Origin of the sequence: Bradyrhizobium sp. PSBB068 (genome assembly GCA_016839165.1) — a bacterium.
Classification (GTDB): domain Bacteria; phylum Pseudomonadota; class Alphaproteobacteria; order Rhizobiales; family Xanthobacteraceae; genus Bradyrhizobium.
Map to the genome: position 1 here is coordinate 2,908,221 of CP069300.1, position 12,800 is coordinate 2,921,020.

At 61.4% G+C, this 12,800-nt stretch carries 12 protein-coding genes and 1 pseudogene; 10 read left to right on the plus strand and 3 right to left on the minus strand.

Annotation, left to right across the window (positions count from 1 at the left end; genetic code table 11):
* Positions 1–19: 19 nt before the first annotated feature.
* Both JQ507_13325 and JQ507_13330 read right to left on the minus strand, forming a co-directional pair.
* Positions 20–2,884, minus strand: a complete 2,865-nt coding sequence (locus JQ507_13325) for a winged helix-turn-helix domain-containing protein (GenBank protein ID QRI72383.1) — start codon at positions 2,882–2,884, stop codon at positions 20–22.
* 77 nt (positions 2,885–2,961) lie between these two features.
* The gene (locus JQ507_13330; GenBank protein QRI72384.1) at positions 2,962–3,393 is read right to left on the minus strand and encodes a hypothetical protein; all 432 of its coding nucleotides are present in this window, start codon (positions 3,391–3,393) and stop codon (positions 2,962–2,964) included.
* Positions 3,394–3,593: 200 nt separating this feature from the next.
* Here JQ507_13330 and JQ507_13335 point away from each other — a divergent pair, with 200 nt between their 5' ends.
* From JQ507_13335 to JQ507_13380, 10 genes and pseudogenes are all read left to right on the plus strand, one after another.
* Positions 3,594–4,418 carry an alpha/beta hydrolase gene (locus tag JQ507_13335; GenBank protein ID QRI72385.1) on the plus strand — a complete coding sequence of 275 codons (825 nt, stop codon included), beginning with the start codon at positions 3,594–3,596 and terminating at the stop codon, positions 4,416–4,418.
* 22 nt (positions 4,419–4,440) lie between these two features.
* Positions 4,441–4,950 (plus strand): hypothetical protein, encoded by a 510-nt coding sequence (locus JQ507_13340; GenBank protein ID QRI72386.1) that lies wholly within the window; start codon positions 4,441–4,443, stop codon positions 4,948–4,950.
* Between the two features lie 60 nt (positions 4,951–5,010).
* A complete protein-coding gene (locus tag JQ507_13345; GenBank protein ID QRI73322.1) occupies positions 5,011–5,661 on the plus strand; it encodes a hydrolase in 651 nt (216 codons plus the stop codon).
* A 27-nt stretch (positions 5,662–5,688) separates the two neighbouring features.
* The gene (locus JQ507_13350; GenBank protein ID QRI72387.1) at positions 5,689–5,973 is read left to right on the plus strand and encodes a XapX domain-containing protein; all 285 of its coding nucleotides are present in this window, start codon (positions 5,689–5,691) and stop codon (positions 5,971–5,973) included.
* Positions 5,871–7,847: an amidohydrolase gene (locus tag JQ507_13355; GenBank protein QRI72388.1), complete on the plus strand. Its 1,977-nt coding sequence runs from the start codon at positions 5,871–5,873 to the stop codon at positions 7,845–7,847. Before JQ507_13350 ends, JQ507_13355 begins: the two co-directional genes overlap by 103 nt.
* 1 nt (position 7,848) lies before the next feature.
* Positions 7,849–8,274 (plus strand): DoxX family protein, encoded by a 426-nt coding sequence (locus JQ507_13360; protein ID QRI72389.1) that lies wholly within the window; start codon positions 7,849–7,851, stop codon positions 8,272–8,274.
* Positions 8,275–8,342: 68 nt separating this feature from the next.
* Complete coding sequence (locus JQ507_13365; protein ID QRI73323.1) at positions 8,343–9,212, plus strand: glyoxalase; 870 nt, start codon at positions 8,343–8,345, stop codon at positions 9,210–9,212.
* A 108-nt stretch (positions 9,213–9,320) separates the two neighbouring features.
* Positions 9,321–10,697 (plus strand): alginate export family protein, encoded by a 1,377-nt coding sequence (locus JQ507_13370; GenBank protein ID QRI72390.1) that lies wholly within the window; start codon positions 9,321–9,323, stop codon positions 10,695–10,697.
* Positions 10,698–10,706: 9 nt separating this feature from the next.
* Positions 10,707–11,402 carry a DUF1275 domain-containing protein gene (locus JQ507_13375; GenBank protein ID QRI72391.1) on the plus strand — a complete coding sequence of 232 codons (696 nt, stop codon included), beginning with the start codon at positions 10,707–10,709 and terminating at the stop codon, positions 11,400–11,402.
* A gap of 510 nt (positions 11,403–11,912) precedes the next feature.
* A pseudogene (locus JQ507_13380) lies at positions 11,913–12,062 on the plus strand (helix-turn-helix domain-containing protein).
* Between the two features lie 106 nt (positions 12,063–12,168).
* Here the strand turns inward: JQ507_13380 and JQ507_13385 are convergent.
* Complete coding sequence (locus tag JQ507_13385; GenBank protein ID QRI72392.1) at positions 12,169–12,768, minus strand: NAD(P)-binding domain-containing protein; 600 nt, start codon at positions 12,766–12,768, stop codon at positions 12,169–12,171.
* Positions 12,769–12,800 lie beyond the last annotated feature (32 nt).

Below are 12,800 nucleotides of genomic sequence, written 5' to 3' on the forward strand. Positions count from 1 at the left end.
GCATCGGCCCGTTGTCGGCCTAACCGTGCGCGCCGCTGCCACCCATTTCGTCGAGCAAGGCTTTGGCCCGTCGGTACGGCGTGGTACCAAATCCCTCGGCGAATTTCCCGAGGGCATCATCGAGCCTTGCCGAGGCTTCGCCGATCCTGCCTTGATGGCGAAGCATTTCGGCCAAACTCTCCGTCGCTTTGAGCTCGTGGCCGAGAGCTCCCTGATATTGCGAGATAGCGATCGCTTCGCGAAAGTGGCGTTCCGCCGCTTCTGATTTGATTCCCTCGAGCGAGAGCAAAGTCGTGCCGTGGATGCGAAGTGCATCAGGTAGCTGCCAGAGCGCTTCGGTCGCCCTTATTCTATCGAGCGATTCCGCCGACACCAGAACCGCTTCTTCTGGACGGTCGTCAGCCGCGAGAACTTCCGCCAGGCGCCCGAGGAACGGGACTGCAACATTTCCATAGCGTACGTCGCCCAACTTCGACACCGCCTCTCGCAATTGTCGCTCCGCCAAGCGGAATTCTCCCTTAAGAAACAGCAGCCTGCCCTCAAACCCAATGGCCGAAAGCAGGTAGCTTTGGATGTCGTTGTCCTGCGCGACCTGCTTCATTCTATGAATTGCGATCTCGGCAAGCTGTAGCTCCTCCAGTCTGAGGAAAAGGTTGCAGCCACACCAGCTGAGAGCCTGGCAGATCGATGCCGGATTTCCGGTTTCCTCCGCGTCTTCATGCGCGGCCACACAGGCACGTACAGTCTGATCAAACCGCCCCTCGCACCAATGGACGCCCGCTATCACGCATTGCGCGTAGACCGAGTGGTTCAAGCCCCAACGGGCGATCTGCGAAGCATCGGTATGGGTCTGGAAATAGACATGGGCTTCGCGTGCGAGCTTCATAGCGTCCGGATACTGAGCGCCAAAATAGAGCGATGCGCTCTTGACGCTCTTCATCATCGCGAGTGCCGTCGGCTCTTTGACGTCGGCGACGAGCCGCTCGATCCTCGTCATTCCTTCCAGAGCGCCTTTGAGGTCGCCACGCCGATGCATGAACAGGATGAGACCAAGGCGGCCCCTGAGCTCCCACGCCACGTCGCCCAGGCTTCTCGCGATGTCGATCGCGCGGTTCAGAGCATCACGCGATTGGCCTGTCATGCCTTCGGTGTACATCACGGCGAGACCGAAGGCAGCCTTTAACAACATCTCGTCCCGCTCGGCATCGACGCCCGGTTCGAGCGTGTCGATTGCGTTGGTCGTCCAGGCGACACACTCCGTAAGAAGCGAGTTTTCCAGCCACACCGGCACGGCTGCGGCAGCAAGCGCGACGCCCAATCGTCTATCGCCATTGGGCGAGAAAGCCCAGCTCAGAATGCCACGAACGTTGTCGAGTTCGTGCACCGCGTCCCGAGCGGTTTGCACCTGGTGTGGTCCCAAGGCGCACTTTCGAAGCATTTCCGTCACGCAGGACGCCAGCCGCGTTGCGAGCGTGCCTCGCTCCGATTGATCGATCAGTTTGGCGAGCGCGAACGCCTTCGTAATTTCCAACAATCGAAATCTGGCAATGGAAGAGCCGATGTCGACAGAGACAAGCGATTTGCAGACCAGATCGGCCAGAATGGATGCCGTATCCGCATCGCTTGTTGCGGGAATGATGCTTACTGCGGCCTCAAGCGTGAAGCTGCCGGCGAAAATTCCCAGGCATCGGAAGATGTATCGCTCGCTTTCGCTGAGCAGTTGATAACTCCATTCGAGCGCCGTCGCGATGGTGCGGTGCCGCTCGGACGTTCCCCGATGCGTGTCACCGAGCAAATGCATGCGGTCGTCGATCCTCGCCGCCAGCCCCTGGACGCCGAATGCATCTACGCGCGCGGCGGCAACCTCGATCGCCAGCGGGTTTCCGTCCAGTTCGCGGCAGATCTGTGCCGCGAAGACTGCGTTGGTGTCCGTAAGTTCGAAATCATTGACGATGGCAGCTGCACGCTCGACGAACAATTGGATCGCCGGATAGCTGAGCGCCTCGTTCGGGCCGAGTGATCTGGTCGCAGGGGGCACATCCAGGGAAGGGAGCCGGTAGACTTGCTCGCCCTCGATACGCAGCGTTTCGCGGCTCGTCGTGAGGATCTTGATCCCGCTCGCGCTGCGGAGCAGTTCGCCGATCGCAGCCGCGACGCCGTCGATCAGATGCTCGCAATTGTCGAAAACCAGGAGCAGGTTCTTGTAGCGCACGGCCGCGGCAAGACCGGACAGAGTGTCGCTGGAGCGGATATCCACGGGAAGGGCGGAAGCAAGCGCGCTTGGAATCAACGAAGGGCTGGCGACGGAGCTCAGATCAACAAGCCAGACCCCGTGGCTGAACTCAGTCAGGAGCGTTTCGGCCAGCCGCAGTGCAACCGAAGTCTTGCCGATTCCGGGCGGGCCAACAATGCTCAGGAGGCGATTGCCTTCCAGCTTGCGCTGCATCGATTCCAGTGCATCCGCTCGTCCGACGAGGCGGATCAGCTGCGCCGGGAGGTTGTGCGTCGGGCGATTGATCGGTGAGCTCGCGATGGGAGTGTCCGTCTCGACCAACTTGATAGGCGCCACGAAGCGATAGCCCTTTCCCGGGCTGTTCACGATGTACTGGTTCGCCGTGTCGTCTTCGCCCAGCGCGCGGCGCAGGGCGGCGACCTGCACCGTCAGATTCGCCTCGACTACAAAAGTATCGGGCCAGGCGATGGCAATGAGATCGTTCTTGCTTACCAGCTCGCCCGCACGCTCGACGAGCGCGATCAGGATTTCGATCGCCTTGCCGCCCAATCGGACGACGCGCTCGCCCTCGTGGAGTACACGTGTGGAGGTCGACAGGCGGAAGGGCCCGAAGAGGAACGTACGTTCTGGGCGGTCTTTGGCAGCAGGCATTCTTTAGGCCGTCGGTAGCATGGAGTACCCCCATACGCTGCAGAAGGGAGTCTGTCCAATGGTCCGGGATCGGCTCGTTATCGCCCCCCGTCGCCCTGGATCTGGACGGTTACGGCCTGCCGGCGCGCCAGGATCGCCGTCATGGCGATACGCTCGGCTTCGAGCGTCGAGAGGGTTGCCAATTCGACGGCCGTCGCCGCCAGTTGTTCGATTAGATCCGCCCGAGCGTGAAGCTGTGAGGTCTGTCGCTTGCTCACCCACCTCGACACCGTCTCGGATGAGAGCGCCATCTCTCGATCGAGGCCGCCGGCGAGAGCTTCTCGAAGGATATTCGTTCGCTCCGCCGAATCCTTCGCCGTCGCGCGTAGCTCGTCTAGCCGGCCGGAAAATTCCACGTGGTGGGCGGCCTTACTTTCAGAGAAGAGCCGGTTGATGTTGTTGAGGCTTGCCTGCAAGCGAAGCAAGTGCAGGCGCAGATCCTCACCGAACTGAGCCAGATTGCCGTTCATCGCTTCCGCACACGTTTGAGACGACCAAGTCTCCCGCGACGGATCATCGCGGCCAAATAAAAATTTCCAAAAACTAGACGAAAGGATGATGTGGCTTCGGCCAAACGTCGCGAGGGGGTTTTTGGAACGATTTATTCGCCACGTGGGCGCGCCACGACTAACGATCGTCGAGACCGTCAAGGGCGGATTGGGGACCGACGATGCCGACCATCAAGACCAACGATCAGGTCGAAATCTTTTACAAGGACTGGGGTTCGGGGCAACCAATCGTATTCAGCCACGGCTGGCCGCTGTCGTCGGACGACTGGGACGCCCAGATGCTGTTCTTCCTCAGCCACGGCTATCGCGTCATCGCCCATGATCGCCGTGGTCACGGCCGGTCGACCCAGGTCGCTGACGGTCACGACATGGATCACTATGCGGATGATCTCGCTGCATTGACGTCGCATCTGGATCTGAAGAACGCCATCCATGTCGGGCACTCCACCGGCGGTGGAGAGGTCGTGCGTTACCTGGCTCGTCATGGCGAGAGCAGGGCTGCCAAGGCGGTCATGATCGCGGCCGTCCCGCCGCTGATGGTGAAGACGCAGGAAAATCCGGGCGGCCTCCCGAAAGAGGTTTTCGACAACTTCCAGGCGCAGGTCGCCGCCAATCGCTCGCAGTTCTACCGCGACGTCGCGGCGGGACCGTTCTACGGCTACAACCGGTCCGGCGCCAGGCCTTCAGAGGCCGTTATCCAGAACTGGTGGCGTCAAGGCATGATGGGAGGCGCGAAAGCTCACTACGATGGCATCGTCGCGTTCTCGCAAACGGACTTCACCGAGGATCTCAAGAAGATCAACGTCCCTGTGCTCGTCATGCACGGCGACGACGACCAGATCGTGCCTTACGCGGGCTCGGGGCCGCTCTCGGCCAGGCTTCTCAAGAACGGAACGTTGAAGACATACGCGGGCTTCCCGCACGGCATGCCGACGACCGAGGCGGCGACCATCAACGCCGACATGCTCGCATTCTTCAAAGCCTGATCGAAAACCCGGGAGTTTCGAAGTGACCTGGGGCATTCCGACGTCTATCTTCCTCCAAATCCACGTCGCGCTGAGCTTGATCGGCATTCTGACCGGCCTTGTGACGGTGCTTGGAATGATCGGTGGCCGCTATCTCGGGGGCTGGACCGCAATCTTCCTGGCGACGACCTTGTTGACGGGCGTGACCGGATTTCCGCTGGCGCCGTTCGGTCTGGATCCGCCACGGATCGTGGGGGCGATCTTGCTTTGCCTGCTCATTGCCGCGGGCGCTGGCCTCTATCTGTTTGCGCTCCGCGGCGCGTGGTGTTCGGTTTATGTGATTTGCGCCGTTGCCGCGCTCTATCTCAACGTCTTCGTGGCAATCGCGCAGTCGTTCCAAAAGATCACGATCTTGCATGCTTTGGCACCAACGCAAAGCGAACCGCCTTTCGCGGTCGCGCAAGTCGCCGGGCTCGTCCTCTTCGGCGTTCTCGGCTTCCTCGCCTGGCGACGCTTCCCATCATCTGGCGCGACCATCGCCTCGCTGACCTGAGCGTCAGCGAGGCGGCGAGCCCCAACCAAACCTTCCAAACGAAAAGGAGCCATCATGTCGATCAATGCCAAAGCGACTCCCGGAAAAGGGCTGCTCAGTCCCAGCAATCACGCTCTGATCCTGATCGATTTTCAGTCTCAGATGTCGTTCGCAACCAAGTCGATCGACGCGGTCAATCTTCGCACCAATGCTGCGCTGATCTCGGAAGCCGCGGCCGGCTTCAAGGTGCCCGCCATTCTCACGACGGTTGCCGAAAAGAGCTTCTCCGGGCCGATGTTCGGCGAGATCGTTTCGGCCTTTGGCGGCCAGAAGATGATCGACCGCACCTCCATGAATACCTGGGAAGACGAAAATGTCATCAAGGAGGTCAACCGGATCGGCAAGAACCGCCTGGTGTTTGCCGGCCTCTGGACTTCGGTTTGCATCGTTGGACCGACGCTGTCCGCGCTCGACCAGGGATTTGAGGTCTATGCCATCGCGGACGCCTGCGGTGATGTCTCAACGGAAGCCCATGAACGCGCCATGGAGCGCATGATTCAGGCGGGCGTCCGGCCGATGACGTCGTTGCAGTATCTGCTCGAACTGCAACGAGACTGGGCGCGAACCGAAACCTACGAGATGACCACAGGGATCGCGAAGCGGCACGGCGGCGCCTACGGCCTCGGCATCATTTACGCCAAGTCCATGTTCGGTGCGTCGGAAGGACATTAAGGCGACGCACGCCGGGGAGCGAGCTACATGAGAATCTACCTGTTGTCGCTTGGTGCAGGCCTCCTGGTCGGCGTCATCTACAGTCTTCTCAACGTGCGCTCCCCGGCGCCACCCTTGGTGGCGCTGGTCGGATTGCTCGGCATTCTAGCCGGTGAGCAGATCGTGCCCGTCGCCAGGCAGATGATGACGGGCGAAGGCCTTGCGGCTGCATGGCGGCAAGCGAAGTGCGCGCCTCACATGTTCGGAATGCTGCCCGGGCGGCACGCCGGCGAGGGCAAGGCTACCACGGACACCGCGGAGAAGACCTCATGAGCGCTCCTGACACGATTTTCCATAGCGGTCTCTTCACGACGCTTGATCGATCGAATCCGACTGCGAGCGCGGTTGCGATTAAGGACGGCCTGTTCACCGCCGTGGGGCGCGATCATGACGTCATGAAGCTTGCCGGTCCGGAAACAAGGATTATCGACCTCAAGGGGCGCCGTGTTCTGCCCGGGCTGATCGACAATCATCTCCATATCATCCGGGGCGGCCTCAACTTCAACATGGAGCTGCGCTGGGACGGTGTTCGGTCGCTCGCCGACGCGATGTCCATGCTTAAGAGGCAGGTCGCGATCACGCCACCGCCGCAATGGGTGCGGGTCGTCGGTGGGTTCACCGAGCACCAGTTCGCCGAGAAGCGCTTGCCGACCATTGACGAGCTCAATGCGGTAGCACCGGACACGCCGGTCTTCATCCTGCACCTTTACGACCGGGCGATGCTGAATGCGGCCGCGCTGCGCGCTGTCGGTTACACAAAGGAGACGCCGGAGCCGCCGGGGGGCGAAATCACGCGCGACGCCAGGGGCAACCCAACCGGGCTGCTATTGGCGAAGCCGAACGCCAACATCCTGTATGCGACGCTGGCAAAGGGGCCCAAGCTGCCGTTCGACTACCAGGTCAATTCGACCCGCCATTTCATGCGCGAGCTCAATCGGCTCGGTGTCACCGGCGCGATCGATGCGGGCGGCGGATTCCAGAACTATCCAGAGGATTACGCAGTCATCCAGCAACTGTCGGATCAGGGACAGCTCACGATCCGCCTTGCGTACAACCTGTTCACCCAGAAGCCAAAGGGCGAGAAGGACGACTTCCTGAACTGGACCCGGACCTCTAAGTACAAGCAGGGTACGGATTATTTCCGCCACAACGGCGCGGGCGAGATGCTGGTGTTCTCGGCGGCCGATTTCGAGGATTTTCGCGTCGCACGACCGGACATGCCACCCGAGATGGAAGGCGAATTGGAAGAGGTCGTCCGTGTGCTCGTCCAGAACAGATGGCCGTGGCGGCTGCATGCGACCTATGACGAGACGATTTCGCGTGCGCTCGATGTGTTCGAGAGGGTCAATCAGGACATGCCGCTTGACGGCCTGCACTGGTTCTTCGATCACGCCGAAACCATCTCCGACCAGTCTATCGACCGCATCGCGGCGCTCGGCGGTGGTATCGCCGTGCAGCATCGCATGGCCTATCAGGGCGAGTATTTTGTCGAGCGTTACGGGTTTGGTGCGGCAGAGGCCACGCCGCCGGTCAAAAAGATCATCGACAAGGGAGTCAAGGTGTCGGCCGGCACCGACGCGACCCGTGTTGCTTCCTATAATCCCTGGGTCTCACTTGCGTGGCTTGTCACCGGCAAGACGGTCGGCGGGCTTCGCATCACGCCGCAACGCAACTGCCTGGACCGCGAAACGGCACTCAGGATGTGGACCGAGAACGTCACCTGGTTTTCCAACGAGGAGGGCAGGAAAGGGCGCATCCAGGTGGGGCATTTCGCCGATCTGATCGTGCCCGACCGCGACTACTTCTCCTGCGCCGAGGCCGAAATCGCCGATATGGCGAGCGATCTCACCATCGTTGGCGGCAAGGTGGTCTATGGCGCCGGCGACTTCAAGTCGCTCGACGAAGCCGTCCCGCCGCCGGCAATGCCGGACTGGTCGCCGGTTCGCAGCTTTGGCGGTTACGCCGCCTGGGGAGCCTCGGATCAGCAAGCGACGACCGCGTCACGGATGGCGTTCAGCGCCTGCAACTGTGCGAGCCAATGTTCGGTGCATGGCCATGATCACGCCCGGGCCTGGACGAGCCGGATTCCGGCGTCCGACCTCAAGTCGTTCTGGGGCGCGCTTGGCTGCGCCTGCTGGGCGGTCTGACATGCCCACCCATGTCGATACGCCGCGGCTGATTCGCGGCATTCTAGGCTGGCCGTGGCTCTGGCCTGTGGTGCGCCTCGCGCTGGTGTCGGCCTTCCTGATCGGAGGGGTTACGAAGTTGCTCGACTTCAGCGGTGCGATCGCCGAGCAGGAGCATTTCGCGCTGCGTCCGGGTTGGCTGTGGGCAAGCCTTGCCATCATCGTCGAACTGGGCGGCTCGGCTCTGGTGCTGGCCGGTCGCTGGGTCTGGTTCGGCGCAGGCGGCTTGGGCGTGCTGACGGCTGTGGCAATGCTGACGGCGAACAACTTCTGGGCCCTTGATGGTCATCCGCGCTTCATGGCGCTTAACGCGTTTTTCGAACATCTCGGCTTGATCGCGGGATTGATTTTGGTCGCTATGATTGCGTCCAAGAATCGGCCTGCGTGATCCGATCCGCTTTCGACTTTGCCTTGAGGAGGTGCCTCGTGATCTCGTCCAAAACCCTTGCTAGCCTGATGTTTGCAGCATGCTTGTCGCTACCGCAGATCGCGCACGCGCGCGAGGCGGCTCCCCGTACGGTCTACGGTGTCGCACCGCAATATGACACGACCCATGTCTATGTCGCGTTCGAGGACGTCGACAAGTTCGTGCAAAGCTTCCTGGCGACCTTCGGCGGTCAGAGCACCAAGCAGGTTGTAGCGACCGTGACGCCGACGCCGAGTAGCGCGACGTCACAGCTCCTGCAGACGCCGGTTGGTACGGTCTCGCTGTTTGGCTTCAAGACGCCGATTCCGTACCCGTTCGGCGCCGAGCGCACCGGATACCTGGTCACTGACATTGATGCCGCCGTGAAGGCGGCGCAGGCGGCTGGTGCGGATGTGCTGGTTGCACCCTTTCCCGATCCGATCGGGCGCGACGTGGTGATCCAGTGGCCGGGTGGCGTCAACATGCAGCTATATTGGCACACGACGAAGCCAAACTATGCCGCGTTCCAGACCGTTCCGGAGAACCGGGTCTACGTCTCGCGAGACCGCGCTGACGCCTTCGTGCGCAGCTTCCTGCGGTTCTCCCAAGGCAAGAAACTGTCAGACGAAACCCGCGCTCCGGGGATCGAGATTGGCCGTCCAAACGATACCTATCGGCGCATCCGCGTTGAATCGGCATTTGGCAAGGTGACAGTGGTCGCCACCGACGGGCACTTGCCGTACCCCTACGGCCGCGAACTGACCGGGTATGAAGTGACCGATCTGGGTGAAACCATCGGCAAGGCAAAGGCGGCGGGTGCGACGGTGCTGGTCGAGCCTTTCGTTGCGGACCACCGCCAATCGGCGATGATTAAATTTCCGGGCGGCTATGTCGCCGAAATCCACGCCGCGGCTAAATAGGAGCGTTCGTTCTGCAGCGCAGTACGACGGCGGCCTTTAGCTTCGTCGGAGCCGCGAACGGTGAGGCATGTGTCGATTGTGAGGGCAAAGGCGAACAGACTTGTTGACATGGCGGCGGGGCTCGCCGCCTGTCTCTGTGCCATGCCGGCGTTGGCTGACGATGCGACGCCGGTGCGGCCCACAATCGGGATGAACCGCTGGCAAGAGGACTGGTCTGTGCTGGCCAACCCCGCGCTCCGAACCGATTTCTTCGATCCGATCAAGTACATTCCGCTCATGCCTGGCGATCCCAAGAGCTTCGTCTCGCTGGGTATGACGCTGCGCGAACGCTTCGAACACGTTGACGCGAACGCGTTCGGCACGAGTGGCAACAAGGCCGACAACTATCTGATCCAGCGCCTGCAACTGCACGCCGATTTTCACTTCGACGAGCATTGGCAGATGTTTCTGCAGTTCGAGGATGACCGCGCCTTCGACAAGAATGTGATCACGCCAGTCGATCAGGACCGGGTCGACCTGCGGCTCGCCTATCTTGCCTACGTCAATGCGACCGCCGATGGTACGTTCAAAGCGCGGGTCGGCCGTCAGGACTTCGCCTTCGATCTGCAACGCTTCGTGTCATCTCGCGACGGACCGAACGTACGTCAGTCATTCGATGCCGCCTGGGCGGATTGGGAGACCGGACAATGGCGCTTCATCGGCTTCGTCAGTCAGCCGGTGCAGTACTATGACGTTCATCCATTCGACGACACATCAAACAGTCATTTTCGCTTTCACACGCTGCGTGTGGAGCGGCTGGTATTCGGCAAGGACGAGCTCTCCGCGTACTATTCTTACTACGGACGAGACAATGTCCGTTTCCTTGACGCCCGCGGCGACGAGAAACGTCACGTCTTCGACGCTCGCTTCGCCGGCAAGTGGCAGCAAATCGACTGGGATCTCGAGGGAATGGGCCAACTCGGCACGGTCGGCGCCAAGGACATCCGGGCCTGGGGCGTCGGAGCGCGCGCCGGCTATACGTTCGAACAGGCCGCATGGAATCCGCGGATAGGACTGCAGTTCGACGCGGCGTCCGGCGATCATCATCCCGGCGATAACATTATCGGCACGTTCAACCCATTGTTTCCCAACGGCTACTACTTCACATTGGCCGGATTTACCGGCTACACCAATCTGATCCATCTCAAGCCGTCGCTCACGGTGAATCCTGTGGCAGCATTGTCCATCATGGTTGCGGCGGGGCTGCAGTGGCGCGAAACCACAGCTGATGCGATCTACGTGCAGCCGAATATCCCTGTGGCCAACACTGCGGGTACGGGCTCGGCATGGTCCGGCGTCTACGCGCAATTGCGGGCCGACTACCGGTTCGACGCGCATCTCACCGGCGCGGTCGAGGCCGTGCACTACAAGGTCGGCGATACCATCTTGCGCGCTGGCGGCCATGACAGCAACTATCTCGGCATCGAGCTCAAATATGGGCTGTAAGGAACGTTCATGACCCGAGACCTGTTTCGTCCGCTGCTACCGCTGGTGCTCAGCCTCAACGCGGGATACGTCGACACGGCCGGTTTTCTTGCCCTGCAAGGCTTGTTCACCGCGCATGTCACCGGAAACTTCGTGACGCTCGGCGCATCGCTGGTGCTCGGCACGTCAGGCGCTGTAGCCAAGCTGCTTGCGCTGCCGGTGTTCTGCCTCGTTGTCATCCTTGCACGACTGCTCAGCAGCGCGTTGTTGCGGCGCCGGTTGCCGGCGCTGAAGGTGGTTCTTGGGGTTAAGTTTGCGCTCCTGCTCATCGGTGCGGTGCTCGCGATTCATTTCGGGCCCTTCACCAACGGCGACGCCGGGCCGGCAGTCTTCACGGGTATGGTGCTGGTCGCCGCCATGGCTATTCAGAATGCGGCTCACCGTATTCATCTGGGCAGCGCACCTCCGTCAACATTGATGACCGGAACGACGACGCAGGTGATGATTGATCTTGCGGACATGCTGCAGGGGCCCAAGCCGGATGCAGGCGCGCCCGAGAGTCGATTGGCGCGCATGTCAATCAATATCGTAGCGTTCGCGGTTGGTTGCGCGGGTGCGGCCTTGCTGTACGCGAAGTTCAGCGTGTGGTGCTTCATAGTACCGCCTCTACTTGCCAGCGTTAGCCTGTTTCTTCGTGCCGGGGCGGCGGACGTTGGTAAGTCCTAGGAGCTAAGCTCGTCGCTATGCTCTCTTCGGATATAGAGCTGGGTCGTTGGTCGTTAGCTGCCCCACCCGAGCGACAGCTCTCGGCGCTCAGCGGCCCTCAGTATCTGACGCGGGGAGGCAAGTGAGCGATGGGCGTGGTCATGGTGTAATCCAAACTTCTTGATGATCTTGCTTCGGCTTCGTTGCAGACGCTGAAGATCGCGCACTGGCTTAGACTGATCGAGGTCGGGGTTCCACGCGCTTTTCGCTGGCGGAGTACTGCGGCGTACCTGATCGCCAAAAGGGCGGGGCTGGTCTCAGCAATAGGACGCTGCCGTCGTTGCGCGTACCGCCCCGACACGGCGCTCTTCCAGCCGTGCTGAATGAAAATTGCAATCTTCTCGGGCGCAGTCCGCGGCCTCTGCCGGCTGTCTCCTCAGCAGGTTTCGCCTCGACGCTCTCAACTGCGCGGACATCGCCCTTCAAACCGGTACGAGAATGACGTAGGAGAAGCAAAGATGAGGATTTGAGATGGCGAGACAGAGCGAGAAGAAGCCGCCCGCACTCAAGGGGGTATCAGCGGCCGAACGGGCGCTAGCAGTCTTGACGGCCTTTCGTCGGGGCGACAGCGCCTTGACCTTGGCTGAGTTGGCCGAGCGCACAGGGCTGGTCAAGAGCACGCCGTGTCATATCTGACGCTGTTTGAAACCGTTGAACCGAACTGCGCGCTGTTTATCCTGCGCGGGCAGGGCGTCTCGCCACACTTCGAATGGCGCCCATACGCCGATCACGGCTCCTTCTTGAACAAATCCTGGAAGATGAGCGGGCCCCAAACGCGGCCGCGTGCGTGCACGAGCGCGCCACCCTCGTTGAACTTTCCGAGCTTGACGGGTGCGAACCCGAGTTGCTTCGCCAGGGCCGCCACGGGGGCGATCGTGTCGTCGTCGTCACCAGACAGAAAGACCACCCGGTGGCCGCCCTCGACGATCGGATCGGCAGCGAGCTTCGCCGCAATCAGGTGATTGAAGCCCTTCACGTAACTGGCGCCGGCGAACGCCTTCGCGGCGAAGGCGGAGGACGGAAGACCGTCAAGCTCCTCAGGCGGAAGCAACGCGTTCATCGCGTCGATCACCGTCTTACCTTGCCAGTCCGGCAGCGCCTTCGCGACCTCGCGATGCTCCTCGAACGGGACAGCCAGGATGATCGTGTCGGCCGCGAGTGCGTCCCGCAGCGATCTGGCGACAACCGTGGGGCCGATCGCCTGGGCCTGCGGCGCCAACGCCTCGGGCGGCCGGCGGCTTGCGACGGTCACGTCGATGTTCTTGCGGGCGAACGCCTTGGCAAGAGCCTGGCCGATCTTGCCGAATCCTATAATCGCGTAGCTCATGATGCTTCTCCGATCCGTGTTGATATTGATTG

What these genes read in the sequence shown, in the direction of transcription:
- JQ507_13385 (QRI72392.1), bottom strand. Translation starts at nt 12,768, where the DNA reads ATGAGCTACGCGATTATAGGATTCGGCAAGATCGGCCAGGCTCTTGCC.
- JQ507_13355 (QRI72388.1), top strand. Translation starts at nt 5,871, where the DNA reads ATGGCGGCAAGCGAAGTGCGCGCCTCACATGTTCGGAATGCTGCCCGG.
- JQ507_13370 (QRI72390.1), top strand. Translation starts at nt 9,321, where the DNA reads ATGGCGGCGGGGCTCGCCGCCTGTCTCTGTGCCATGCCGGCGTTGGCT.
- JQ507_13335 (QRI72385.1), top strand. Translation starts at nt 3,594, where the DNA reads ATGCCGACCATCAAGACCAACGATCAGGTCGAAATCTTTTACAAGGAC.
- JQ507_13325 (QRI72383.1), bottom strand. Translation starts at nt 2,884, where the DNA reads ATGCCTGCTGCCAAAGACCGCCCAGAACGTACGTTCCTCTTCGGGCCC.
- JQ507_13365 (QRI73323.1), top strand. Translation starts at nt 8,343, where the DNA reads ATGTTTGCAGCATGCTTGTCGCTACCGCAGATCGCGCACGCGCGCGAG.
- JQ507_13350 (QRI72387.1), top strand. Translation starts at nt 5,689, where the DNA reads ATGAGAATCTACCTGTTGTCGCTTGGTGCAGGCCTCCTGGTCGGCGTC.
- JQ507_13330 (QRI72384.1), bottom strand. Translation starts at nt 3,393, where the DNA reads ATGAACGGCAATCTGGCTCAGTTCGGTGAGGATCTGCGCCTGCACTTG.
- JQ507_13375 (QRI72391.1), top strand. Translation starts at nt 10,707, where the DNA reads ATGACCCGAGACCTGTTTCGTCCGCTGCTACCGCTGGTGCTCAGCCTC.
- JQ507_13360 (QRI72389.1), top strand. Translation starts at nt 7,849, where the DNA reads ATGCCCACCCATGTCGATACGCCGCGGCTGATTCGCGGCATTCTAGGC.